The organism is Cognatiyoonia koreensis (genome assembly GCF_900109295.1).
Lineage (GTDB): Bacteria > Pseudomonadota > Alphaproteobacteria > Rhodobacterales > Rhodobacteraceae > Cognatiyoonia > Cognatiyoonia koreensis.
The window spans coordinates 792290-816749 of record NZ_FOIZ01000002.1; the positions used below are offsets into that span (position 1 = coordinate 792290).

19 protein-coding genes and 1 tRNA gene are annotated in these 24460 nt (G+C 57.6%); 7 read left to right on the forward strand and 13 right to left on the reverse strand.

Going from position 1 to position 24460, the window contains the following annotated elements; translation table 11 throughout:
• Positions 1–26 precede the first annotated feature (26 nt).
• Genes BMY44_RS15470 through petA form a run of 3 tightly spaced genes read right to left on the reverse strand, consistent with a single transcriptional unit; the run spans position 27 to position 2817 of the window.
• A complete protein-coding gene (locus BMY44_RS15470; RefSeq protein WP_089996780.1) occupies positions 27–893 on the reverse strand; it encodes a cytochrome c1 in 867 nt (288 codons plus the stop codon).
• An 11-nt stretch (positions 894–904) separates the two neighbouring features.
• Positions 905–2248 (reverse strand): cytochrome b, encoded by a 1344-nt coding sequence (locus tag BMY44_RS15475; protein WP_089996782.1) that lies wholly within the window; start codon positions 2246–2248, stop codon positions 905–907.
• Between the two features lie 11 nt (positions 2249–2259).
• On the reverse strand, positions 2260–2817 hold the full coding sequence (gene petA, locus BMY44_RS15480; RefSeq protein WP_089997201.1) for a ubiquinol-cytochrome c reductase iron-sulfur subunit: 558 nt from the start codon (positions 2815–2817) through the stop codon (positions 2260–2262).
• Between the two features lie 533 nt (positions 2818–3350).
• Between petA and BMY44_RS15490 the strand changes: the two genes are divergently transcribed.
• Positions 3351–4007 (forward strand): outer membrane protein, encoded by a 657-nt coding sequence (locus BMY44_RS15490; RefSeq protein ID WP_089997202.1) that lies wholly within the window; start codon positions 3351–3353, stop codon positions 4005–4007.
• On the opposite strand, the gene BMY44_RS15495 is transcribed toward BMY44_RS15490, so the two are convergent.
• From BMY44_RS15495 to dapF, 5 genes are all read right to left on the reverse strand, one after another.
• The gene (locus tag BMY44_RS15495; RefSeq protein WP_131801621.1) at positions 4004–4540 is read right to left on the reverse strand and encodes a hypothetical protein; all 537 of its coding nucleotides are present in this window, start codon (positions 4538–4540) and stop codon (positions 4004–4006) included. The genes BMY44_RS15490 and BMY44_RS15495 overlap by 4 nt on opposite strands.
• Positions 4541–4673: 133 nt before the next feature.
• Positions 4674–5276, reverse strand: coding sequence for a glutathione S-transferase family protein (locus BMY44_RS15500; RefSeq protein ID WP_089996788.1), 603 nt, complete (start codon positions 5274–5276; stop codon positions 4674–4676).
• A 16-nt stretch (positions 5277–5292) separates the two neighbouring features.
• The gene (locus tag BMY44_RS15505) at positions 5293–5922 is read right to left on the reverse strand and encodes a glutathione S-transferase (protein WP_089996790.1); all 630 of its coding nucleotides are present in this window, start codon (positions 5920–5922) and stop codon (positions 5293–5295) included.
• Positions 5923–5964: 42 nt separating this feature from the next.
• Positions 5965–7206, reverse strand: coding sequence for a tRNA (N(6)-L-threonylcarbamoyladenosine(37)-C(2))-methylthiotransferase MtaB (gene mtaB / locus BMY44_RS15510; RefSeq protein WP_089996792.1), 1242 nt, complete (start codon positions 7204–7206; stop codon positions 5965–5967).
• Positions 7203–8015: a diaminopimelate epimerase gene (gene dapF, locus BMY44_RS15515; protein ID WP_089996794.1), complete on the reverse strand. Its 813-nt coding sequence runs from the start codon at positions 8013–8015 to the stop codon at positions 7203–7205. Before dapF ends, mtaB begins: the two co-directional genes overlap by 4 nt.
• 96 nt (positions 8016–8111) lie before the next feature.
• On the opposite strand from dapF, the gene BMY44_RS15520 reads away from it, so the two are divergent.
• The 4 genes from BMY44_RS15520 to BMY44_RS15535 all read left to right on the forward strand — a co-directional run bounded on the left by BMY44_RS15520 (position 8112) and on the right by BMY44_RS15535 (position 11684).
• Positions 8112–8187: transfer RNA gene (locus tag BMY44_RS15520), tRNA-Lys, on the forward strand.
• A 297-nt stretch (positions 8188–8484) separates the two neighbouring features.
• Positions 8485–8772 carry a hypothetical protein gene (locus BMY44_RS15525; RefSeq protein WP_089996796.1) on the forward strand — a complete coding sequence of 96 codons (288 nt, stop codon included), beginning with the start codon at positions 8485–8487 and terminating at the stop codon, positions 8770–8772.
• Positions 8773–8961: 189 nt separating this feature from the next.
• Positions 8962–11055, forward strand: coding sequence for a YjbH domain-containing protein (locus BMY44_RS15530; RefSeq protein ID WP_207510563.1), 2094 nt, complete (start codon positions 8962–8964; stop codon positions 11053–11055).
• Positions 11052–11684, forward strand: coding sequence for a YjbF family lipoprotein (locus BMY44_RS15535; protein ID WP_089996798.1), 633 nt, complete (start codon positions 11052–11054; stop codon positions 11682–11684). The genes BMY44_RS15530 and BMY44_RS15535 overlap by 4 nt, the downstream gene beginning before the upstream one ends.
• Here the strand turns inward: BMY44_RS15535 and BMY44_RS15540 are convergent.
• Together BMY44_RS15540 and BMY44_RS15545 are read right to left on the reverse strand one after the other, a co-directional pair.
• Entirely contained in the window at positions 11681–12847 is a 1167-nt protein-coding gene (locus BMY44_RS15540; RefSeq protein WP_089996800.1) for a nucleotide sugar dehydrogenase, read from the reverse strand. The two genes, BMY44_RS15535 and BMY44_RS15540, sit on opposite strands and share 4 nt — an antisense overlap.
• A 113-nt stretch (positions 12848–12960) precedes the next feature.
• Positions 12961–17520 carry an ExeM/NucH family extracellular endonuclease gene (locus BMY44_RS15545; protein WP_089996802.1) on the reverse strand — a complete coding sequence of 1520 codons (4560 nt, stop codon included), beginning with the start codon at positions 17518–17520 and terminating at the stop codon, positions 12961–12963.
• 230 nt (positions 17521–17750) lie between these two features.
• On the opposite strand from BMY44_RS15545, the gene BMY44_RS15550 reads away from it, so the two are divergent.
• On the forward strand, positions 17751–18767 hold the full coding sequence (locus tag BMY44_RS15550) for a DUF2169 family type VI secretion system accessory protein (RefSeq protein WP_089996804.1): 1017 nt from the start codon (positions 17751–17753) through the stop codon (positions 18765–18767).
• Between the two features lie 3 nt (positions 18768–18770).
• The gene (locus tag BMY44_RS15555; RefSeq protein ID WP_089996806.1) at positions 18771–19169 is read left to right on the forward strand and encodes a DUF4150 domain-containing protein; all 399 of its coding nucleotides are present in this window, start codon (positions 18771–18773) and stop codon (positions 19167–19169) included.
• Here BMY44_RS15555 and BMY44_RS15560 read toward each other — a convergent pair.
• Genes BMY44_RS15560 through BMY44_RS15570 form a run of 3 tightly spaced genes read right to left on the reverse strand, consistent with a single transcriptional unit; the run spans position 19166 to position 24199 of the window.
• A complete protein-coding gene (locus BMY44_RS15560; protein WP_089996808.1) occupies positions 19166–21064 on the reverse strand; it encodes a Tle-like phospholipase domain-containing protein in 1899 nt (632 codons plus the stop codon). The two genes, BMY44_RS15555 and BMY44_RS15560, sit on opposite strands and share 4 nt — an antisense overlap.
• A complete protein-coding gene (locus BMY44_RS15565; RefSeq protein WP_089996810.1) occupies positions 21058–22158 on the reverse strand; it encodes an ankyrin repeat domain-containing protein in 1101 nt (366 codons plus the stop codon). The genes BMY44_RS15560 and BMY44_RS15565 overlap by 7 nt, the downstream gene beginning before the upstream one ends.
• 1 nt (position 22159) lies before the next feature.
• Positions 22160–24199, reverse strand: coding sequence for a type VI secretion system Vgr family protein (locus BMY44_RS15570; RefSeq protein ID WP_089996812.1), 2040 nt, complete (start codon positions 24197–24199; stop codon positions 22160–22162).
• Between the last annotated feature and the right edge of the window lie 261 nt (positions 24200–24460).

A 24460-nucleotide genomic window follows, 5' to 3' on the forward strand; every position in this document is an offset into this window, starting at 1 on the left:
GGGGCGGGCCTTTGGATTGAAAGACCTTAGTCTTTCTTGTGTTTGTGCGGTGCCCAGATACGCTTGTTCGTCAGATAGAGCAGTACGGAAAGCACTGTCAGGAACAAGACGCCGGTCAGGCCTGCCTGCTTGCGAGCCATCATCTTTGGTTCTGCCGTCCACATCAGGAAGGCGGATACATCCATTGCGACGTCTTCAAGATCTGTCGAGTGACCATCGGCGAATTCAACGTCGTCACCGTAGAGCGGTGGTGCCATCCCGATCCATGAACCGGGCACCTTGTGCTTGCCATGGTCGTCCTTGCAGCTTTCGGGGAAGCCACCGTTGGCGAAAGCCACGTTATAGTAGCCGTCCATCGGTTCGCCTTCGAGCGCGCATTCAGGTTCTTCGTGATACCCCGTCAGCAGTGATGCGATGTATTCGGCACCGCCCATCCCGTTTACGAACTGGCTGATGCCAGTGCCGTAAGGACCGTGGAAACCAGCACGCGCCTTGGCCATCAGGGACAGATCGGGTGCGTTTGCCGATGTCACGGCAGGGAATTTGTCTGCCGGTGTTGCCGGGCGGAAGTCGCCTTCGCCGTCAAAGAGCGTGGGATCGAACACTTCGTAGAATTCGGCATAGGCCCGCATCTGGTCTTCGGGCAGGGCTGGGCCGCCTTCGTCATGCAGGTTGCGGAATGCGACGTGTTCCAGTCCGTGGCACGCAGAACAGATTTCTGTGTATACCTGCAGACCGCGCTGGAGCTGCATCTGGTCGAAGGAACCGAATGGCCCTTCGAACGAGAATGCATAGTCTTCAATTTCGACTTCGACTTCGGCAGCGTTGACGTGCCCTGCAGTAAGGGCAAGCGCCACGGCGGCGGAAGTGGTGAGTTTGCGGAACATCTTCATTTGTCCTTTCCTCACTCGGCCGGGTTGACGATGGTTTTGGTGCCACCGACTTTCGGCGCGTAGTGCGCGTTGAAGTCATCTTCGATTGTTGCCGGCTGTGGCAGCGGTTTCTCGATCACGCCGAGCAGTGGCAGGATCACGAGGAAATACGCAAACCAGTAGGCCGATGCGATCAGCGCAATGTAGGGATAGATCCCTTCTGCCGGACGTGCACCGACCCACATCAGCACGATGAAGTCGACCACAAGCAGCGCGAACCATACCTTGAACATCGGGCGGTACCGGCCGGACCGGACAGAGGATGTATCCAGCCAAGGGGCCAAGGCCATCACCGCAATCGCACCGAACATCGCCAGAACACCGAAGAATTTTGCATCGATGATGCCGAAGGAAATCCATTCGACAAAGATCACCAGCCAGACTTCGTTATCGAAGGCGCGCAGGATCGCGTAGAATGGCAGGAAGTACCATTCGGGCACGATGTGCGATGGTGTCGCCAGCGGGTTCGCCGGGATGTAGTTGTCAGGGTGGCCAAGGTAGTTCGGCATGAACCCGACAACAGCCATGAACAGCACCATGATGATGCCCAGCGCGAACAGGTCCTTGATCACGAAGTAGGGCCAGAACGGCAGCGTGTCTTTGGCTGCGTCTTCCTTGCTTGTGCGGCGCACTTCGACACCGGTCGGGTTGTTGTTGCCCGTGGTGTGGAAAGCCCAGATATGCACGATAACAAGGCCTGCGATTACGAATGGCAGCAGGTAGTGCAGCGAGAAGAACCGGTTCAGCGCAGGCTGACCGACCGCAGATGCGCCAAGCAACCATGTCTGGATGCTGTCACCGATGAACGGGATCGCACCGAAAAGCCCGGTGATAACCGCCGTCCCGTGGAACGACATCTGTCCCCATGGCAGCACGTAACCCATAAAGGCTGTGCCCATCATCAGCAGATAGATCAGCATACCGATGATCCACGTCACTTCGCGCGGGGCCTTGTAAGATCCGTAGTAAAGTCCGCGGAAAATGTGGAGGTAGACTGCAAAGAAGAACAGGGAGGCCCCGTTCATGTGGAAATAGCGCAGCATATGTCCGCCGTTCACGTCACGCATGATGTGTTCAACAGAAGAAAATGCCAGATCAACGTGCGGTGTATAGTGCATTGCCAGCACCACGCCGGTGATGATTTGCAGCGCCAATGTGAATGTCAGAACGATGCCCCAGATCCACATCCAGTTCAGGTTTTTTGGCGTGGGGATCATGATCGTATCATACAGAAGCCCGATCACAGGAAGACGCTTTTGCATCCCCTTTTCAAAGCTGGACTGCGGTTCGTAATGGTCGTGAGGAATTCCACCCATGGGTCTTCTCCTTAACCGAGTTGAATCGTTGTTTCGTCGACGAAAGCGGCGACGGGCACAGGCAGGTTTCGCGGCGCTGGACCTTTACGGATCCGGCCGGATGTATCGTAGTGCGACCCGTGGCATGGGCAGAACCAGCCGCCAAAGTCGCCCGCATCGCCCAGAGGCACGCAGCCGAGGTGTGTGCAGACACCCATCTGCACCAACCATGTGCCGTCTTCCGACAAGGCGCGGTTTTCGTCTGTTGCCGGAACTTCGCCAAGGTTTTCGTTGTTGGCGTCTGCATCGGGCAGTGCGCTGACATCGACAGACCGTGCTTCGGCGATTTCTTCTTCTGTCCGGTTGCGGATAAACACCGGTTTCCCCTGCCACAGCACGGTGATCTGCGTTCCAGGATCAACAGCGCTGACGTCAACGCGGATCGAGGCGAGCGCAAGAACGTCCGCCGAAGGGTTCATCTGGTTTACAAGTGGCCAAACTGCGGCGCCTGTCACCACTGCGCCGGCACCGGCGGTGGCATAATACAGAAAGTCGCGGCGTGTGCCCTGGTGGTCGTCTGCATTTGACACGAGAAGCATCTCCGTTTGATGTGCTGACCTTGCGGCCGGGCACGGTTCGACATAGGCGACAGGGCCCTGTCGTCCAGTTGGGGGCTATTTAGCTACCAAATACAGGGGCGTCCAGCGGACATTCCCGCGCAGCCCCCCTGAAAAGAGGCAGATAACCCCGTTTGATCTTTTATTCGTAAACAAATGCGGATGCTCATGAAGGTGTTCGGCTAACGGTGGAATCCACGCGACAATTGTAACTTTCTGATTCTCAACGCATTTTCTGGCTGGCATAGTGGACAACCCTTGTGAATCCCATTTCCGATGTTGTGCGCGCCGTTTTCGAGGGGTCGCCAGCCGGCAATTCTGGTTCGTCGGCGTTGCGCCATGCTTTGCCCGCAGAACCTGCGGCGCGTGGCCGCATATTGCGGTCATGGTGCCGAATCCTTTCCAACGCGCGTACTGTTGGCGAAATCTTGATCATTCCTGACCTGCTTGGGGTTGAGGCAAACGCATATACACACTACTTCTGAGATTAACTGAATATGGACCCGATGATGCGTTTCACCACGACCACATTTCTGGCCTGCCTGATCTGCGCCCCCGTGGCCGCAGTGGCAGAGGTCGAGCTGAGCTTTTATGGCGGGGCACAAAGCGCGCCGCATTCGGATGTCATCATCAGTGGTGATGACGTGATTCCATCAGATGATTACTTTATCGGGTGGGAAGGTCGGTCGTTTGAACCGCCGCCCTATTACGGGCTTCGCGCGACGGTCTGGAATTCACCGACCTTCGGATATGGCCTCGATTTCACCCACACCAAGATTTACCCGCAAGAGGGTGATCTTCCCGATGGCTTTGACCGGCTTGAGTTTACCGACGGGCTGAACACGCTTACTGTGAACGCTTATCGCCGCTGGCAGAACCAGTGGGGCAACGTGACGCCTTACGTGGGTGGTGGTGTTGGTGTCGCCATTCCGCACGTCGAAGTCGAGTACGAAGGTGCGGAAGAGACCGCCGGATACCAACTGACCGGCCCTGCCGCGACGTGGATCGCGGGTGCAAGCTATCCCATCAACGACGACTGGTCTGTGTTTGGTGAATACAAGGGCACCTATTCGATGAATACCGCCGATCTGGATTCAGGTGGGACGTTGGAAACCAATGTCATCACAAATGCGTTGAACGTCGGTGTCAGCTTCCGGTTCTAGGCGCGCTTTTTGGCGGACATCATCAGCGTATCGATCAGGATCACGGCTGCATAGAAGTGGATGACAGGCAGGAACATCCAAAGCACCAGCCAGTCCTGTGCCGACAGCGTCTTTATCAAGATCTCGTTCATGACCGCGTAGGCACCGAACAGCAGAAACAGGCCGATGCAGAGCTGGGGGCGGAACCCCGAGAAATCTTCCTGTGACCAGCGTTCTGCTGCCAAGGCTTCATCGCTTTGCAGCATCCCCGGGACGCACCGCAGCGCAGCAATGATTGCGACGACGGTGATCGCGTGCTGGCACCAGGTGAAATCGGACATTGATGTCAGCAGACCCAGAACACCCAGTTGCACGAAACCGGCAATGATCCAGTGTTTACGGGTGCCGAACATGCTCGTCCGGTTCAATGACATCAGATAGAGCGACATGTTGCTTTGCAGAATCAGGGCAAGCGCAAAGGCAACGACCATATGCCCGCCTTCCAGTGTGCCGCCGTTGGCAATCGCCAACAGGACGCAAAGCAAGGCTGCCACAATTCCGGGCAGCAGTTTGTACGCCGGAAATCGCGGGAAGTGCGCGATTCGGACGGAAACTGAGTTTAGAAGGCGCGACAGCGGGTCCATTCCCCTGATTTAGCAGAGGTTTGGGGCAAAATATTGGCAGGTTCTAGGCAGGAGCCGTTTCTGCCATCGACGGCCGTTCGCAAAATGCGGCATGCCAGTCTGCCAGCGCAGCATGTCCATCGCGCCAGTTGCGCGCATCATGCCGCAGATCGACATACGAGAGCGCGCAGGCCGTCGCGATCTGCCCCATGTTGAGTGGCCCCTGAAGGTGGCTCATCCAACGTTCGGATATCGTGTCGATCGCCCGCGCGGCCTTGACCCATTGGGCTTCGATCCAGTCGCGCGATTGTTCGGTTTCGGGCCGGAGCCGTACTTCGTATGCCATCGAAACGGTCGCATCCTTGATACCGTCTGCCGTCGCCTCCAGCGTCAGGATTTCCCAGAGCCGCGAAGCGGGATAGAGGTTCGCATTGGCGTAGTCGTCCAGAAAGCGCGTGATGTTCCGGCTGTCATAGATTGCGGGTCCGTCGCTGCGCAGCAGGGTCGGGATCTTGCCGAGCGGGTTGGCGCTGACCGCTTTGGTGTCTGGCGCATAGGCCGTAGTGCTGACTTCGATTTCTTCGATGACATCGGTCAGATCAGCCTCTCGGATCATGACGCGCACCTTGCGCACATAGGGTGACGTCGGGGACATGATCAGCTGCATCGGGGACTCCTTGTTTTCAGGGGAAGTGAACAGGCGTTTGGCCCGGTTGCCAAGGGGGGTATTTCGCCATGATCTTCTTGAGGGCCGTGCTTTCCAAGAAAGTATCAAGCCACCGGATCAGATGCGGCCACGCTTGCGCATCGAACCAGGCCCGATCTGTGTTGGCGAACTGTCGCACGAAGGGCAGGATCGCCATGTCGGCCAAGGCGGGTGACGCCTTGAAAAGGTAGGTATTGTGCGCCAGCCGGTCATTCAGATCGGTCAGGAATGTGCTGGCCTTGGCCCGTTCCTGTTCCGGATCGAGATCAGGGAAGCGTACCGCGTATTTGGTGTGATCCAGCGCTGCCTTGAATGGCCCGTCGTTCGTGTCGATCAGCGCATGACCCGCGTCGGGCATGTCAAGCCAGCGATCCGGGTCGTGCTGGCGTAGCGCCCAGACCATGATGTCGCGCGACTCGTCCAGTGTTTCATCTGCTTCCAGCGCAGGTACCGTGCCTGATTGTGACGCTTTCAGAAACGCCGCCGGTTTTTCCTTGAGCAGAATTTCCCGAATCTCTGTCCGAATACCTGCGCTTTGCACTGCCAGCCGGGCCCGCATGGCGTAGGGACAGCGCCTGAAGGACCAGAGGATCGGTGTGGGTTGCATCTGTGGACGCCTCCGGCGGGAGTATTTCAGGCAAGATGATAATCAGGCGGCGAGCCGCTTTGAGGTCGCGCTTTTGATTGTTGCTTTGATGATCTGGCTTTCGGGTTGGTCGCTGTCGAACGTCACTTCCGCGAATTGCGGTGTGCGTCCCATGCGCGGATTTTCCATGAGGATCGCATGTGTCTGACCGATCTGGTTTTGCAGATGCGCCTGGACCTGCGCATCTCCTGCAGCACGCAACGCGGCAGCGCGCGCCTTGATCGTCGGCCCATCGACCGCAGGCATCCGTGCGGCGGGTGTGCCTTGCCGCGCGGAATAGGGGAAGACGTGCAGCCATGTCAGGTTGCAGTCCTTTACCAGCCGCAGCGCGTTTTCGAACATCGCATCTGTTTCTGTCGGGAAGCCTGCGATGATATCTGCCCCGTAGGTCATATCCGGGCGCAGTTTACTGGCAGTTTCCGTAAAGCGAATCGCATCGTCACGCAGGTGCCGCCGTTTCATCCGCTTGAGGATCAGGTCGTCCCCGTGTTGCAGCGACAGGTGCAGGTGCGGCATCAGACGTGGTTCGGTCGCGATGGCCTGCAGCAGGTTCTCATCCACTTCGATACTGTCGATCGAGCTGATCCGCAGACGCGGCAGGTCGGGGATCAATTTCAGGATCCGCATCACGAGGTCGCCGAGTTTGGGAGCAGACGGCAGGTCTGCCCCCCATGAGGTGAGGTCGACGCCAGTCAGCACGACTTCGTTGAACCCTTTGTCGACAAGCCGTTTGATCTGTTCGACGACGACGCCTGCCGGAACAGAGCGCGAGTTACCCCGTCCGTAAGGAATGATGCAGAACGTGCAGCGGTGGTCACAGCCGTTTTGGACCTGCACATAGGCGCGGCTGCGAGTCCCGAACCCGTCGATCAGATGGCCGGCTGTTTCTGTGACGGACATGATGTCGTCGACCTGGACCGGTTCGGTTTCACCGATCAGGCCGGACCATGTGCCGGGGTTCATCTTTTCGGTGTTGCCGAGCACGACGTCTACTTCACCCATGTCGGCGAAGGTTTGCGGTTCGGTCTGTGCGGCGCAACCGGTGACGATCAGTTTCGCATCCGGATGGGTGCGCCGCAGCTTGCGGATATCCTGTTTGGCCTTGCGCACGGCTTCGGCTGTGACCGCGCACGTATTTACTACCACAGCGTTCTGCAGCCCCGCGCTTGTCGCCAGTTCCTGCATCGCCGCCGTTTCGTAGGCGTTCAGTCGGCACCCGTGATTTGAAAATACGGGCGGTTTCATAGCCGCCACTGCCCGTCGAATACATGCGCCGTCGGGCCTGTCATCCAGACACCGTCGTCGGCCCAGTCAATGAACAACGTGCCGCCGTCGAGGTCGATCTGCACTTTTTTGCCCGTCAGTCCCCGGCGTGCTGCGGCGACAGCGGTCGCGCAGGATGACGAGCCGGACGCAAGCGTTACGCCGACACCGCGTTCCCAGACGCGCATCCGGATCCGGTCCTTGCCGGTCACCGTAGCGAACTGCACGTTGGTGCGTTCAGGATAAAGCGGGTCACATTCGAAACGCGGGCCTTGTGTGTTGATGTCCACGGCATCGGCATCATCCACAAAGAATGTGCAGTGAGGATTGCCCATGCCAGTGGCGGTCGGATGTCCTTCCAGGGGCAGGTGGAGCGTGTCCGTGGCGCGCGCTAGGGGGATATCCTGCCAGTCCAGCTGCGGCTGCCCCATGTTGACAGATACCAGCCCATCGGCGTCTTTCGCCTGTAGCGTTCCGCGTCCGGTCTTGATCGTCAGCGCTGCTTGGCCGGTCTCATCCATGACATGCCGCGCAATGCAGCGCGTTGCGTTCCCGCAGGCTGCCGATTGGGACCCATCGCTGTTCCAGAATGTCAGGTGCAGGTCCGCGCCATCTGTGTCGGACAGCACAGCCAGCTGGTCATATCCGATCCCGCGATGCCGGTCCGCCATGGCGACCGCGATGTCACGATTGACGCGCGGGGTGATTCCCCGTTCGTCCACGACGACGAAGTCGTTTCCCAGCCCGTGCATCTTCATGAACGGCAGATATGTCGTGTCGGTTTGGCCCATGCGCGCGGATATAGGGGAGTTGGGCTAACTATTCCAGACAGAACGCAATTACGGGGTTGACCGGGCCGTGCGGTGTTTCTAAGTAGCCCCCCTAGTGGGCCGTTAGCTCAGTTGGTAGAGCAACTGACTTTTAATCAGTGGGTCGCAGGTTCGAATCCTGCACGGCTCACCACTTTTCACTGATTTTTTCGCAGGATGCGCGTAATCGTGAGCGCAAACGCTTGAAGCCGAATGCTTTGTGACAACAGGGCTACGTAGGTTTCATGCGTGATACGTGTCCGGGATTATTCGGGCTGATGCCATCCCAGCGCTGATGTTGTTTCGGGCAACGTGACGCGCAATCGGCAATTCAATCTGCCTTTTTCGTCCAAGAACCGAAAATCTGCCGATTTTTCTGTGATGATTCTTGCTTATTTCATCCAAACCGCGACTGTGGTAAGAAATATCAACCGATTTTTGGAGCGCTGTTATGATTCTGAAATATTTTATTGCCGCAGCCGCCTTGGTTGCACTTTCAACGCCGAGCTTTGCACAAGACGCACTTCCGCCGATTGATTGTAACGATCCCGCTAACGCGCAGGAAGATGAGTGCGCTGTGCTGCTTCCGCCTGCAGGTACAGGAGCTGAGTTTGCGACTCTGGCACCGGCTGCTGCTGCAGTCGCTGTACTTGGTGTTCTTGCCATCTCCGGTGGTGGCGGTGGTGGAAACAACAACAATACCACAACGACAACCAGTACCACTGGTACAACAGACTGATCCGTCTTTGATGGCGTGATAGGGGTGCTCCGGACGGATGTTCGGGGCATCTTTCGTTTTGGCTGACAACATTCTATCCTGTGCCAAAACAAGCCATGACCGCAACGTGTCGGGCGCGTCCGGGCAAGACGGGGGACAACAGGTGATCTATAGATTGTCACTGTTCAAACAGGTTGGGCCGTGCAGCGCATGAGATCTGTCGTTTGCTCTCTGTTTCTTGGACTTGGCGTGGCGCTGCCCGCCATGGGCCAGCAATTGACCACTTACGGCACACCGGGCCTTGTGGACCTGCCGACGGCACAAACGCTGGATGACGGCGAGATTGCACTGACTTACAGCCAGTTCGGGGCGAACACCCGTCAAACGCTGACATTTCAGGTTTTGCCCCGTGTTTACGGTTCTTTTCGGTACATCATCATCGAAGGCTATGGCGGATTGCGCCAACCTGACCGGTTCGACCGGAACTTCGACATTCATTTTCAGGCCTTTGATGAAACCGATTATCTGCCTGCGATCGGGATCGGTTTGCGCGATTTCGGCGGCACCGGCATCTATCAAAGCGAATACGTCGTTGCGACCAAGACCCTGACGCCGCAATTGCAGGTGACGGGCGGGCTTGGTTGGGGGCGTCTTGCAGGGCGTAATGCGATGGGTTCACCTTTCGGCTTTATCGACAAGCGGTTTGAAACCCGACCGCGCGCCGATGAAGGCGGGATCGAAACGACTGGTCAGCTTGATGCTAGCAACTGGTTTCGTGGCGATGTCTCGCCGTTTTTCGGGGTCTCTTATCAGGCGACTGACTCGTTCCGGGTGGTCGCTGAATATTCGCCCGATCTTTACACCTCAGAAACGCAGCGCAACACGATTTCGGTTGAATCCCCTTGGAACGTTGGTCTGAATTACCAGTTCGACAGTGGATTGAACCTGACTGCGTTTGCAATCGGTGGAACAGAGGTGGGCGCGCAGCTGAGTTACGTGATCAATCCAGCTGAACGGCCTGTGCCGGGCAGCCGCGATCCCGCACCGCTGCCGATTCTGCCGCGCAGCAGTGTCGCCGCGGCGAGCTGGAACGTCAGCGGACAGCCGGATGCCGTGGAAGCCCAGCTTGCGCAGAACCTGCGATCTGAAGGATTCGTGCTACAGGGTGTCAGTCTGCGTGGAGATCAGGCCACGATCCGGGTCCAGAACCAGCGTTGGGACGCCAGTGCGCAAGCTGCTGGCCGTGCGACGCGCGTGATGGCGAATACACTGGCCCCAAGTTATGAGAATTTCGCTGTCGTGTTTCAGCAGAACGGTGTGCCAGTGACCCGTGTCAGAACGGCGCGTAGCGATATTGAAGATCTGCAGTATCACTACGACGGGGCGTGGCGCACCTTTGCCCGCGCCGCGATCGACGATCCCATCGGGATCGGTCGCAGTGGCGAGTTGGACGCTGCATTTCCGGTCTTTTCTTACAGCATATCGCCCTTTTTCTCTTTTTCCTTCTTTGATCCTGATGCGCCGCTGCGTGCCGAAACAGGCCCACAGCTTGACCTGACCTATCGGCCAAGCCCGGGTCTGTCGTTCTATGGCTCTTTTCGCTATCCGGTTGCCGGCAACATTGATGATGCAACACGCAGGTCGAATTCCAAGATCCAGCGGGTCCGGTCCGACGCGGTGCTTTATGCGATTGAGTCCGACTTTGAGGTCAATGTGCTGACGACGGAGTACATGTACCGCCCTGCGCAAGACATGTTTGCCCGGGTCACTGCCGGATATCTGGAAAACATGTATGGCGGCGTATCGGGCGAACTCTTGTGGTATCCCAACGGCAGCCGGCTCGCGCTGGGCGCAGAACTGAATTATGCCCGCCAGCGCGATTTCGACATGTTGTTCGGCTTTCAGGACTATGACGTCGTGACGGGTCACGCGTCCGCCTATTACGATTTGGGCAACGGGTTCGTGACCCAGCTTGATGTGGGTCGCTATCTGGCGGGCGACTGGGGCGCGACTGTTTCGGTAGATCGCGAATTCAACAACGGGTTCAAGGTAGGGGCCTATTTCACCCTGACGGACGTGCCGTTCGACGAATTTGGCGAAGGGTCATTTGACAAGGGTATTCGCGTTGAGATGCCGGTGTCCTGGCTGCTGGGCCAAGCGTCGCAAAGCAGCATCAGCCAGACGATCCAGCCTGTCCTGCGTGACGGTGGCGCGCGCCTTTCCGTAAATAACCGCCTGTATGGCGTCGTGCAGGACTATCGCGGTACGTCGATTGCCGACAGCTGGGGGCGTTATCTGCGATGATCAGACATGTCGCGGCATTGGCGTTCATTCTTTTTGCTGGTTGCGGCAACGCACCAACGGACGAGACACTCCTGTCTTCGGCGGTTCTGAGCCAGTTCACCGGTGGATCGTTTCAATCCCCCCGTTTTGCAGCCCTGCGGCAGCGCCAGACTGAGACTTTGCAGATCGGTATCGCGAGCCGGGAGCAGACGGGTGCGGTGCTGTTGGAAATGCGCGATGGGGCGTTCGAAACATGGTTGAGCGCGGATGACACGACGATCACGTTGGAAAACGGATTGCTGCACAGCACCCGTGGTCTTGGTGCCGGGCTTCTTGCGTCTGAACTGTCGCAAAGTCATGCCTTGATCAGTGCCCGCCAGAACGGTTTCGCTGACCGGTTTCACACATTCCTGACGGGTAATGACCGCACGGTCGTTCGCACCTATCGCTGTGCCATCTTCAATGAGGGGCCACGTGAAACGACCCTGAATACGGGACCGGTCCAGACTCAGCTGATGTCAGAGGATTGCAGCAGCCTGACCGAAAACTTTCGCAACCTCTATTGGGTGGACGGTCGGGGCCGGATTGTGCAATCGCGCCAGTGGGCCGGAGACTATCTTGGGCCGATATCGACGCGGGTCGTGCGTTAATCAGCGCCGAACAGGTCGCGGGTAAAGACCTTCTCGGCCACATCTGCCAGATCGTCGGTATGGCGGTTGGCGATGATCACTTCGGCCTCGGCCTTGAACGCATCAAGATCGCGGATTACCCGAGAGCCGAAGAACGTATTATCCGCAAGCGCCGGTTCATAGACGATCACTTCGATCCCTTTGGCTTTGATCCGCTTCATGATCCCTTGCACCGATGATTGCCGGAAATTGTCTGATCCGGCCTTCATAACCAGCCTGTGAACGCCGACGATCCTAGGTTTCATCGCGATGATCTGGTCCGCCAGATAGCCCTTGCGCGTCCGGTTCGCGTCGACAATCGCGGCAATCAGGTTTTGCGGCACTTCGGAATAGTTCGCCAGAAGCTGCTTTGTGTCCTTGGGCAGGCAATAGCCGCCGTAACCGAAGGATGGATTGTTGTAATGCGATCCGATCCGCGGGTCGAGGCAGACCCCCTGAATGATCTGCCGGCTATCCATCCCCCGCGACATCGCATAGCTGTCCAGTTCGTTGAAGAACGCCACCCGCATCGCCAGATAGGTGTTGGCGAAGAGCTTGATGGCCTCTGCCTCGGACGGTCCCGTAAAAAGAACCTCGACGTCTTTGCTGATGGCCCCGTCAAGAAGCAGATTTGCAAAGCTGCGCGCGTCGTCGGTCGTGTCGCCGACGATGATGCGGGAGGGATGCAAATTGTCATGCAATGCACGCCCTTCACGCAGGAATTCCGGCGAAAACATGATCCGGTTTGTGTTGTATTCGTCGCGTACCCGTTCGACGAATCCGACGGGGATCGTCGATTTGATGATGATCGTCGCGTCCGGGTTCGTGTTGTGCGCTGTTGCGATCACCTCTTCAACCGAGGAGGTATCGAAGTTGTTCGTGACGGCATCGTAGTTTGTCGGGGTGGCGATGATGATAAAGCGGGCGTCGCGATAGGCGTCTTGCGCATCCGTAGTCGCTGTCAGATCCAGATCATGCTCTCCCAGAAATCTTTCCATCTCGGGGTCAGAAATCGGGCAGGTCCGCGCGTTGACGGCCGCCACACGGTCAATGGCCACGTCAACCGAGACCACAGTGTTGTGCTGCGCAAGCAAAACAGCGTTGGACAAACCCACATAACCGAGCCCGGCAATCGCGATTTTCATGATGTTTCGTCCTTACTAGTTGGTCCAATCTGCTAACGGACCCACGGGATAAGGGCTAGGGATTATTTTCGAGATGGTCCGCCCGCGCCGGTTCCCCGGCGCAGGCGTTGGTCTTAGCCGATCACCAGCGGATCGTCGTTGAAGTCCAGACCGATGATCAATGGATCGTGGTCCGACGCTCCGAAGACATCGTCGCTGAAGAATCCGGCATCCGTAAACGCTGAGTCATAGCTGAGCAGGTCAGGTTCCTGCGCGTTGATGTGCCATTCCGTGGCACCGGTGATGTTGTCCGCAAGGCTGTTGCTTGCAAACCCCTGATCCAGCGTGCCTTGCTGCCCGTCGAAGACAAAGCTGAACGCATCGGCCTGACCGCCGGGCACGAAGGTTTCGATCACATCGACATAGTCTGCGGTTGTGTCACCATCGTCGCCGTCGAATTCGCGGAAAACTTGGGTCGGATCCTCTTGCGCATAGGCGTTGAAATCACCGAGCACCAGCGTTTCGCTGCCCACGCGTGGGTCCGCGGCAGTCGCATCCGGAAGGTAGCTGTCTTCGAGCCATTCCGCCAGTTCCAGTGACGCATCCGCGCGCACCTGGTTCCAGAAGCCTTGCCCATCCCCTTGGTCGTAGTTCGGATCGGCCCGCAGCCCGTCGATGGCGGCCTGCACCGCGGCGATCTGATCTGCCGGAACTGTCCCGTTTGACAGTGCGCTTTCCGCGTTGCTGACAAGACTATCGAGCCCGCTTGGCCCTTTCGATTTGTTATGCACCGAAACGACTGTGAAGGTTTCGCCGGTATCGTTCTCGGCGAAGGTGGCTGTGACCGCCGGTCTGTTGCGTTGGAAGTCACCAACCTGCGCACTTGTCGGCACGAAAGGGTTCAACACTTCGGCCAGTGCGAAGGTGTCCGCGGCAGAGGCTTCGTTGAAGACCAGCGCATCGGCGTGGACCAATGTGACTTCGTTCGCGTTATAGATGATCCCCGTGGTGATCGCGTCTGTTCCGATTGGCGCACCTGTGCCTGTCGGATCGACATAGGCCCAGTTTGCTGCAGGGTCTGCCGTGTTCAGGGCATCGACCAGCACGCCAATGGCGGCCGTATCCGTGAACCCGTTGTTTTCCAGTTCCTGCAAGGCCAGTACATCGCTGCCCGACGTCTGGATCGCGTTGACCATGTTGTCGGTCTGGCGTTCAAAGTCAGACGCACTGGTTGCCCCACGTTCACCCAGCGTGGTGAAATAGTTTTCCACATTGAAACCGGCGACGATGATCTGGCCATCCGCTTTTGGCGCACCGAGGTTGCCAAGCACATCTTCGGGTGCGGCGGGTCTAGCACCATCGTTTGTTGCATCGTCAATCACGAGCGTTTCGCTTGCGTAGACACGATAGTTCCCGAAGGCCTGCGCCATGATGCCGACAATTGGGGCCGTGATCTCTGTACCAAGTCGCAAGGTGCCGCCCTGATCGAAATCGTCTGCTGCATCAATGATGCCGTTCCCGTTGTCGCCGGTCGAGTTGTTCGGCAAGAAGGCAAATTCGTCCGGGTTTGATCCGAAGTCGCCATCGTCGATGATCAGCGTGTTGTTGGTGTTTGCTGCGATGACTGCCGCAACTTCCGCTGCTTCGGTCTGCGCGTCGAACAGCTGGGTTGCTTGCGTTTTGATGCCGGCACTGACCGCGATTTCACCGAACCGGTCGAGGTTGAAGTTCGTGCTGACTGTCAGTGTATCAGCCGTGCCGCTGATGACGGCAACGCGCATACCTTCGGTGGATTCATAGGATGCGGCATTATCATCGGGTGAGACCATGACCGTCACAGCATCTGGCAGCGCCGATATCGCGGCATTTGTTACGGTTGTCGTGCTGGTGGTGATCTGTGTCTGGTCACCAAATTCGGACACTGTTCCTTCGGCCTGCACCGTTTGGCCGACCGTGACAAGCCCGTCACCGGGGCTCGAATTGGAGCCTGTGAAGACAAAGATTGCTTCGGAGGTGGCCGCATCGCCGTCTTCGTCCGCTGACTCTTCCTGCAGGTAGTATCCGCTGCGGGTCGTGTAGGTGACGATACCTTCGACGATCACTTGCTGACCGACGAGCGTGCTTGCGGTGCCGTTGCCCTGCACGGCGGAAATGAGGACGGGGGTTGGCGTGCTGCCACCACCGCCATTCTCGGAACCTGGCGTATAACCGTCGCTACTGCTGAACGACGTGATTTCGAAACTGCCGCTGGTATCCGGCAGGCGTTCGACACCCGCAGGAAAGAACGACGGGTCAGTCACGACGTTTGTGGAATACGCGAATGGCGATCCAAAATCGCCTTCGATCAAGGCGACGCTGTCGACTATTGAAAGTGGCAGATCAAGCACGCCGTCATCGTCCGCATCCAGATCAAAGCCGCCAATGTCAGGATCGGGAAGGTCTTCAACCAAGAGAAACGTCGAGCTTGAGTTGGTAAAGGTGTTGTCTTCCATCAGCAGATCAATGTCGTCGCTGCTGAGGCTGAACACAGTCTCGGCCTGCGGACTTGCCACGAGGAAGTACCCATCATCACCGATCGATTCACCTTCGAATGTGATCACGGCCGTCACAACACCGCCGCCATCTACTTGGAGCAAGGTCTTGCCATCCAGAGACGCACCTGCGGTTCCAGCCAGTTCGATGAATTCCCAGTCTGTGCCAGTCGTGCTTGCGGCAAGTTCGTTGATGACGATGTCGCCACCACCGACAATCGGCGTATTTGCCGTGCCCCGTGTTTCGGTTTCTGGTCCGCGCCACGTGCCGTCGTCATTACGCTGAAGCGACTGGCCGGCCGGCGTCGATCCGGCTTCGGCGACGTTGATGTCTGTCGATGTCAGACCCGCTGCCGCACCGTCCGCAGCGGTGAATGTCCCTTCGTAGCTGAGGAATTCAATCACCTCGCCACCGTTAATAAGGGCCAGACCATCAGGCGCGCCGTTCTGGATTCCGCTGACTTCGACCACGTAGTAGTCGTAGATACCATCGCTGGATGCAGGCACATCGGGCAGAGATGTCGGGTTGTAGAGGCTGCCGTTGGAGCCGTTGTAAAACTCTACTACGGCAGCAGAAACGTTCGTTCCTGCATCGACCCGGATCTCGACGAATTCGCCGACGTCCGCACCGGCATTGTCATAGTGCAGTTCGTTGATGCGCCCTGCGAAGGGTGGAACGAAGTCGTTGGGCTGACCGGGTGAGCCGAGATCGCCGTCACCGTAGGGCGTGTCTGCTTCTTCCCAGTTTGCACCGACGTTGTTGTCGAGGCTTGGGTCGATCAGTTCCATCGCCGCACCTGTCGGGTCTGGGAAGGCAGGCCCGCCGTCGTATTCGACACGATCGATTTCGCGCCCGAAGGTATCGGTCAGGATGATTTCGTCGTCGCCATTGGCAAGGAAAACACCGGAATAGACGTAATCGACGGGAACGCCGCCGTTCGTGGCGCTGTCCCCGTTGCGGCCCAGCACGATGTATCCGCCCGCTGGTACAATCAACGGGCCGCCATTGTCGATGACATGGCTGTCAGCGCCGTTGTCGGAAATCGTGTATCCGTTCAGGTCAACAGGTTCGCTGCCCGCATTGAAGATTTCGAAATACTCGCCATTGGTATCAGAAACGGCTGACGGGTTCTGCATGATTTCCGTGATGACGAGCTGGTCGGGGTCAGGGGTTTCATCGACGTCGGTGACAGACACGCTGAGATCGGCGCTTGTCACGCCGCCATTGCCGTCATTGGCTGTCACCGTCACGTCATAGGTATTGTCTGCGTCCGCGTCCGCTGGTGTTTCAAAGTCGGGGGCGGCTTTGAAGCGGATGTCGCCTGTCGCCGGATCAATCTCGAAGAATACAGCGTCCGCACCAGACAAGGAAAGTGTTACGGCATCGCTTTCCGCATCGCTTGTCTGCGCTGTCGTCACGATATCGGTGCTGTTTTCCGCCACGGTTGCTGTGGCTGTCAAAGTCAGCATCGGGGCGTCGTTGCTTCCCGTGACTGTCACGGTCACTGTCGCGGTTGCAGTTCCGCCGCGCCCGTCGGACACGGTGTAGGTCAATGTATCGGTCGTTGTCTCACCGTCGCCCAGCGCATTGAAAAGATCACCGGCGTCATAGGATACCACACCACCAGATAGCGAAACCGCTGCACCGGCGGCACTTGTCGGGCTGACGCCTGTGATGGTCAGTGTGTCACCGTCGAAGTCGGAATCATTGGCGAGAAGGTCAGCGCCAATCAGTGTCAGAATTTCGTCCTCACCAATCGTTGCACTGTCATCGCCCGCGATGGGCCCGTTGTTCCGCCCGTCGACAAATACGGTGAAATCATCGAACTGCAGCGTTTCGAAGCCGCGCAGCGTGTCGCGCCCGTCCAGACCTTCGACAAGGATGCGTCCACCAATCTGCGTGATCGTGTAGTCGGCAAGATTTCCGGCAAAGACCGCCGTATCCGTCCCGCGCCCACCAAACAGCATGTCATTCCCGGCACCGCCACGGACAATATCGTCGCCGCGCCCTGCCCGGACCCAGTCGGCCCCGGCCCCAGAGTCAATGATATCGTCACCTGCGAAGGCAAAGACATAGTCGCGGGCATTGCTTCCCGTCAACATATCATCGCGAAATCCGCCAAAAATGAAGTTCACTGGCGATCTGAAGAAAGAATAAGTCATGGCAAAATGCCCCCCGGCTGTGTGCGTTATCGCTTATGTGCGAGAAATCTTGGATTTGTGAAAAAAGTATGTTGGGCCGGATCACATCCGGCAAGGCTAACGTTGGGTGGTTTTGCGGCAGGTGGCTTCTTTGCGCCTATCGGTCAACGCGATACGCCCCTGTGAATTGCTGCTGGACACGCGCGATGCGTCGGTGTGCTATGACAGTGTCCAGATGCGGTTAGCCAGTAATGAAAATCTCCTCCGACCTGCCGATTGCCCACACCGCCTTTGCTCATTGGCATACGGACGACAGGGAAGTGGGCATTGTCGTGGCAAAGGCTGTCTTTGAACTGACGGCCGACGGGAAGACCCGCCCGCGCGAAACGCCGCCCGCGCTTGAAATGGCAGATGTCTTTGCCGGAGAGCCTGCGCATTCCGCTCTTGTGACAGAACAGGAAATCGCACCGTTCAAGCCCAAGACTGATCTTGTCGTGCGCGGAATGGCCCGCAGTTTTGAAGAAAGACCGCGCACCGATTGGCCTGTTGTCATCGAAGTGCCGGATGTTCTGCATTACAGCTTTCATGTCCGAGGCCCTGCCACCTGGCTGAAACCCGCGTTTCGCTGGCAGTTGTCCCAACCAGAGCCGGTGACTGAAGTGCCCCTGATCTACGACCTTGCCTACGGTGGGCGCTGCGGCGAAGGCGAAGATGAGGTTTTCTTTGACGAAAATCCGGCCGGCACCGGCTTTGTGACGGAGGACGTGTTCAAATCGGTCGAAAGTATTGCCGCTCCGCAGATCGGCCTTCTGGCGGAGTTCGCAGCAGCCGAGCCGACAAAACCGATGAGTGTGGTTGGCACGATGCCACTGGCAAAGACATGGCTGCCCCGTCGCAGTCTGGCAGGTACGTTTGATGCGGCTTGGGAGCGCGACCGCCATCCGCGCATGCCATCCGATTATGATCTGGCGTTCTGGAATGCAGCGCACCCGCGCTTGCAGATCAAACCGCATCTGAAGGGTGACGAATACATCAACCTGACGGGTATTTCGCACAAACGCGAAACGGTGACATTGCGGTTGCCTGGTGCCCAACTGGCACTGAAATCGACAAATTCACCGGATGCAGATATGATCGCCATGAAACTCGACACCGTTGATCTGGACATTGACAAGGTAGACGAGGGCCGTGTCAGCATGACCATGCTGTGGCGCGCAATCGTGCCCGAGCGCGATACCTTCTTCAACGCGGAGATCGTGAGAGGATAGACCATGCAATCTGCCGCCCGCGACAGTGGCAAGAACGGCGTTATTACTTGCCTTGCGCCAGACGTCTGCAAGACGCAGGTCGGGAACGCCGTTGTGCCTATTCCCTACATGATAATTTCCAAGCTCGAATGGTCAAAACAGACTGTTAGCAAGATCGAGATGACGGGCCTGAAAGCTTTCAACATGAATAGTCGCACTGACAAGGTGACAGGCGATGAACCGGGAAAATTGGGCGGCGTCAAATCCGGCGTCAATCAGGGATGGTGCCGCCCGCAATCAAACAAGAGCAGCGTTTTCGTGGACGGGGCGCAGCTTTTGCAGAACAACAACCTGTATGAAATGAACTGCGCCGGACCGAACGGGCCGGGCAATACCGTCGGGCGATTGACGTACTTCGACTAGCTATCGTCGAAACAGAACGTGTGCGCCGCAAGATCGATACTGTGATAGGTCGCGACTGCCCCAAGCACTTTGACCATGTCCGGCGTTTCCTTGATCGTGCCGACCGAGTACTTCGTCCATTCCCACATATACTGGAACAGTTGTTCATAAACGTAGTTCAGCCCATCCCCTGTCAGATCACCGGCAGCGTTGATCAGGTCGCCCCCTTCATCGAGAATTTCGCGCCCCAGATCGCCAGCTTCGTCTATGACGTCTGACCCAAGGTCACCGATTTCATCTGCGACCTCTCCTGCCAAGTCACCCACGTTGTTCAATCCGTCCCGCGATTCATCATAGATGTCGTAAAGCACGCCGAAGAACCCTGTTGGCTCGTTTGCTTCGGCTTCGGCTTCTGCCGCTTCTGCCGCCGCTTCGGCTGCGGCTTCGGCGCGTTCCTCGGCTTGTTCGCGTGCTTCTTCTGCCCGTTCAGCCGCATCTTCGCGGGCGGCGTCGGCGGCTTCGCTGTCGCGTTCGGCCTGATCTTCTGCTGCTTCCCGCCTGTCACGATCGCTGCGTGCGTCTTGCACGCGCCGTTCGATTTCGTTGTGCAGGTTTTCAACGAATTCATCGAGGTTGCGCGCGCGGGCAAAGAGCGATGCAAGGTTTCCGTAATAAGCCAAGGGGTCGGCCCCGTTTTCGCGCGGGACCAGATCCTGTTCGCCGATGGGCAAGAGGTTGGGCATCCGCTCGCCCTTTGGTTTGAAGGTCTGGCCGTCGAATTCACCCGGGCTGATACCCCGCTTGGGTGCAAATGTGCCGATGGGCGGTGGCATCTTGTCACCGGTATAGCGGATCACACTGGAAATGATTGGTACCAGATCGGTGTCGTGTTCCATCGATGTCAGGATTTCGTCTTCGACTGCGCGCGCCAGGACTTTGGCATCAGATGCAAGATCGAGCGATGTGCCAAGCCGTCGCGCCGTCGCTGGATGCACGCCGGACGAGTCATAGGTCAGCCCGTAGATTTCCATATCGGGTTCGTGTTGTTTGGCATAGATTGCACCGGCGCTTGCCAGCCCGCCGCCTAGCGAGTGACCGGTGATCCGCAACTTGCCGTCAAAATCGGCTTTTGCGATTTCGATCGCTTCGTCCACAGCCTGCGGCAGTTCGTCGTCGTATTGGATTGTCCGCTCTCCGATGCCTTGCAGCACATTTGTTGCCCAGTCGCCTTCATCGGCGCTGAGCCAGAGTTCGACCTTGGTTGACACGACAATCGTGCGGTAATCCTCGGGGATCACGGCGCTGGAAAACAGCGGGACGCGCCGCTGCCGTTCTGTGTTCAGACCACGCCGTGAAAACAGTTCGATCCAGCTGCCTTCCGGTGTCAGGTTGTCGAGCCAGCCGAATTTCTCAAGGATCTCTGCGGCTTCCAGTGCCTGTCCTGCCATCCGCTGCTGATAGGTCAATGGAATGCTCTGTTGGTAGGGCCATTGCAAGATGTCGATCAGCGAGTGGCGATCTTCGCGTCCCGGTGCGAAACCGACAGCCGTTTCCAGCTTCCATTCAGGTTTGAACGCGGGCCAGGCCGCGCGGCGCACGGCAATCGCAATGCCGCGTGCGTCTTCGAACACCGTGCCGCGAATGGCGAGTGTGGGCGGGCACTGGTTTCCGTTCTTGGGCGTATAGAAAGATGCATAGAAACCGGAAGGTTGTTCCGTCCCGAGGATGCCTTGATTGACCTTGTCCCAGTGTTGGGAAATGCGTCTGACTTCTGCCTGGCTTTCCGGGGTCCAGCGCGACAAGCCTGCTGCGTGTCCGTCGGAATAATTGTCCAGCAGCATGAATGTGGCCGCGTCGAGGCAAACCTTGTCTTCGGCGCTTCCGTTGACGACCGTACTGTCGGCACCGACTACCAAAGTTCTGTTCCCAGAACGCTGCCCTGTCGCGGGTCGTCATAGTTTTGATGTAGCTGCCCTTTGGGTGTAACCCAGCCACCTTCGCTGTCCGGCACAGCGTGCGTTGTCAGCAATTCGGTCATGCGCGCGCTGGGCGTAATGTGCCCCTTGTCAATCATCGCGCCGACGACGCGTTGCAGTGTCCAGAGGTGGTGGCGCGCTTCGGGGCCTGACGAGTCGGACTCGCGTTCCAGCAGGTCCAGATAGACGTCGTGCACCATCGTGCGATAGCTGTCGGATTGCGGCATCCGGAAAAGGTCGCGGATCACGAAGGTGTACATTGTTTCGTTGTAATCGGCAGACAGCCCGCCGGTGATGTATTTTCCGAACATGGTGCGCCGGAACGCGCGGCTTGACTCCGGCAGGCTGGTCAACCAGCCGTTCGCACTGCGTTCCAGAAGAAAGACTTGCGCGGCGAGATTCTTGAACGGTGCATTGATGAGAGGATTGTTGTTGTATCCGCCGCCGCCGGTTGTGTCTAAAGCGCCGCCATAGTCGAGGTATAGCTCAAGAAACGGCACGGCCGGGCTGCCATCCTGAAACAGATGCAGCGGAGACGTCTTTGGGTGCCAGATGTTGTCGCTGGCCGTATAGGCCATCAGGCTGCCCGATGCGTTCGGGTCAGCACCGGCGTCAAGCAATGCTTTCGTCCAGCGGTAATTGGCCTGGCGCACCGCCTCGTTCAAAAGCGTGGTGTGGTTGAACTTGTCATCCGCCGTGCGCAACACCTGATCCAGTCGGTCCTTGCCAAGGCCGCGCAGCGCTTCGACATCCGGTTCGGCGTTCAGGTAAAGGTTCGTCAGCACAGCACGGGTTTCTTCATCAGCCGATGCACCGATGTTGGCGGCGCGTGCTTGAGCGTCGGCTGCGGAGTCAAAGCATTTTGTGATGTTCTGGGCGGTTTCTGCCATTGTCTGCTCCGACGTGGGTTGTTGGAAATACGCACGGTTTTCGGGTTGTTCGCCGCAAGCGACGTCCGAGGATGCATTGCCTTTTTCACAGGCAGCCAGTCCGGCGAGCAACGCGATGGCCGACATTGGGATCAACCCGCGCATATCAGTTTAGCTTGATCGTGTCTGATTGCAGTGAAATCAGCTGGTCACCCAGTTCGAGGATTTTCTGTCCGTTGATTTCAATCGTTCCGTTCTGAGACAGCTTGATGCGGGATTTGCCGCAGATCAGCAGGATTTCATCACCGGCGTTGATCTCGACCTTGTTCGCTACCTTGGCTTTGTAGGATTTGTTGACGTGGGTATCCTTGTCGCCTTCGACCGTTTCGAAATGATGCCGCCCGATGACCTGGGTCTTGCTTTCCTCGACCGAGATTTTCAGATCGCCGATCCCTTTCTTGGCGGTCTTCTTGGTGCCGAGCAAACCGGAGACGTTCTTGATCCCTTCGGTGTCTTTCGTGGCACCGGTGGGTGTGAACGACCCCTTGTTCGCGGGCCCGACACGCAGGTGCATGTCACCATCAACGATCTGGAACGAGTTATTGCCGATCTCGCTGGCCTTGTTGTGGCCCACGCTTTCGACCTTGTTCACGTTCACATGTTCGGTCTGGTTGTTTTCCACCTTCGTGTTGCGATCTTTCTGGGCGTGGAGGAAGATTTCTTCCTTGTTCTTCTCGTCCTCGAACCGCAGTTCGTTGAAGCCGCTTCCCTGATGCGTGTCGGTCTTGAAAGTGGATCGTGTCTTGTGTTTGGGCAGGTCATAGGGGGGCATGTTCTTGCCGTTGTAAACGCAGCCCGTGATGATCGGTTTGTCGGGGTCGCCTTCAAGAAATTCAACGATCACCTCCATCCCGATGCGCGGAATGACCATGCCGCCCCAGCCCTGTGATGCCCAGTTCTGGCTGACCCGGCAGCGCATGGAGTAGGCGTTTTCGAGGTCCCAGTGAAAATGCACCAGAATGCGCCCATATTCGTCGCAGTCGATTTCACCTTCGCCCACAACGACCGCTGTTTGAGGTCCGTGCACCAGCGGCACCGGCGTTTTGCGTTCTGGTGCAAGCGGCGCGGTATCGGGCATGAAGACATAAGCACCGGAGTAGGCGTAGCCATCACCTTTGTCAGCGCCGGTGCCATAGGAATCCGAAACGTAAGAATGCGTTGCGCTGAGGCACAGGTAGCGCGTGCCTTTGACGCCCGGCACTTGATCGCCTTCGAGATCGACGAGCATGCCCGAGCCGAGCGAGGTGCAGTCACCGATCGCGCGATGCCGTGCGTCCTGTCCGCGTTCTTGCAGCGTCCGCAATTTGGCGACTTTTTCCCCATCCTTCTGTTCAAGGTAGTCGCCGGGGTAATCGTAACTTTCGATCCTGCCTTGCTGGTGTTTGGCGTTGCCTTTGTGGTCGACCTCCATCGCGGCGTTGGGCTTTTTGAAATTGTAATCCGTGTGCCGGATGGCTCCTGTGGTCAGGCGCCGGTAGGGGTGCCATTCCCAGAAATGTTCATGTTCAGAGTTATGATCCCCGTCATATGCCTTGTAGACACGGCTGCCGCCGACAATTTTCGGGTGTGAGTCGATCCCGTCCGTCAGCACCATCGTGTGAGAGCCGACATCGTGGTCAAACCGGTAGGTGATGCCAAAGCGTTCCAGCATCCGGCAGGCGAAGTCCATATCGCTTTCACGGTACTGGACCGTGTATTCAAGTTCCGGATAGCTGCTTGTCAGATCGACCGTCAGCGCCGGTTTTCCCAAGCCGCTGTAGTCCTGAAACAGTTCTTCGATGATCTGCACGACCGTTTTCTTGTGAAAGATGCGCTGGTTCCGACGATGAGACGCCAGCCATAGCCACGGCCGCAGCGTCAACTCGTAAGTATTGCCGTTCTCGCCGACACCGGCCCATTTCGCTTCTGTGACGATCCCGTCAAACGGACGGGGTCCGTGCGTCTGACTTTCAATTTCGACAGTGGCGTGGGTGCCTATCAGGGCGTCAAAATCGATGTTGGGTTCGGTCGACAGCGCGTCGACAGTGTACGTAAAAACATCGTTGATGAAATCTGTGCCGCGAAAGCGCATGAGGACAAGTTTGTCCTTGCCTAACACCGTCGACAGCCGTCCGAGCCGCTTGTCCTGTGCGAATGCTACATTCATGCCGCTGACCTCGAACCAATCCCAAATACTCGGCAACTATACGCCGATCCGGGTTTTGGGCAAACAACCGTTACAAAAAACATCAATGGCCGACGCACGCTGGTCTGGAAATCGGACCGGTGCCGCGAAAACGGCGACCAATCAGTTCAGTCTTGCCTTGTCAGATGAACGATTCGTCGCAGCCGCGCCTAACTAGGCAACTTATGACCAATGATTGATCCTGAATTCTGTAGTAAAACCAGCTATTTCGCGTGATTGCAT

Excerpts from the sequence above, each read along its gene's own strand:
- BMY44_RS15470 (WP_089996780.1), bottom strand. The coding sequence starts at position 893 with ATGAAGATGTTCCGCAAACTCACCACTTCCGCCGCCGTGGCGCTTGCC.
- BMY44_RS15475 (WP_089996782.1), bottom strand. The coding sequence starts at position 2,248 with ATGGGTGGAATTCCTCACGACCATTACGAACCGCAGTCCAGCTTTGAA.
- BMY44_RS15490 (WP_089997202.1), top strand. The coding sequence starts at position 3,351 with ATGATGCGTTTCACCACGACCACATTTCTGGCCTGCCTGATCTGCGCC.
- BMY44_RS15500 (WP_089996788.1), bottom strand. The coding sequence starts at position 5,276 with ATGCAGCTGATCATGTCCCCGACGTCACCCTATGTGCGCAAGGTGCGC.
- BMY44_RS15505 (WP_089996790.1), bottom strand. The coding sequence starts at position 5,922 with ATGCAACCCACACCGATCCTCTGGTCCTTCAGGCGCTGTCCCTACGCC.
- mtaB (WP_089996792.1), bottom strand. The coding sequence starts at position 7,206 with ATGAAACCGCCCGTATTTTCAAATCACGGGTGCCGACTGAACGCCTAC.
- dapF (WP_089996794.1), bottom strand. The coding sequence starts at position 8,015 with ATGGGCCAAACCGACACGACATATCTGCCGTTCATGAAGATGCACGGG.
- BMY44_RS15525 (WP_089996796.1), top strand. The coding sequence starts at position 8,485 with ATGATTCTGAAATATTTTATTGCCGCAGCCGCCTTGGTTGCACTTTCA.
- BMY44_RS15530 (WP_207510563.1), top strand. The coding sequence starts at position 8,962 with ATGAGATCTGTCGTTTGCTCTCTGTTTCTTGGACTTGGCGTGGCGCTG.
- BMY44_RS15535 (WP_089996798.1), top strand. The coding sequence starts at position 11,052 with ATGATCAGACATGTCGCGGCATTGGCGTTCATTCTTTTTGCTGGTTGC.
- BMY44_RS15540 (WP_089996800.1), bottom strand. The coding sequence starts at position 12,847 with ATGAAAATCGCGATTGCCGGGCTCGGTTATGTGGGTTTGTCCAACGCT.
- BMY44_RS15545 (WP_089996802.1), bottom strand. The coding sequence starts at position 17,520 with ATGACTTATTCTTTCTTCAGATCGCCAGTGAACTTCATTTTTGGCGGA.
- BMY44_RS15550 (WP_089996804.1), top strand. The coding sequence starts at position 17,751 with ATGAAAATCTCCTCCGACCTGCCGATTGCCCACACCGCCTTTGCTCAT.
- BMY44_RS15555 (WP_089996806.1), top strand. The coding sequence starts at position 18,771 with ATGCAATCTGCCGCCCGCGACAGTGGCAAGAACGGCGTTATTACTTGC.
- BMY44_RS15565 (WP_089996810.1), bottom strand. The coding sequence starts at position 22,158 with ATGCGCGGGTTGATCCCAATGTCGGCCATCGCGTTGCTCGCCGGACTG.
- BMY44_RS15570 (WP_089996812.1), bottom strand. The coding sequence starts at position 24,199 with ATGAATGTAGCATTCGCACAGGACAAGCGGCTCGGACGGCTGTCGACG.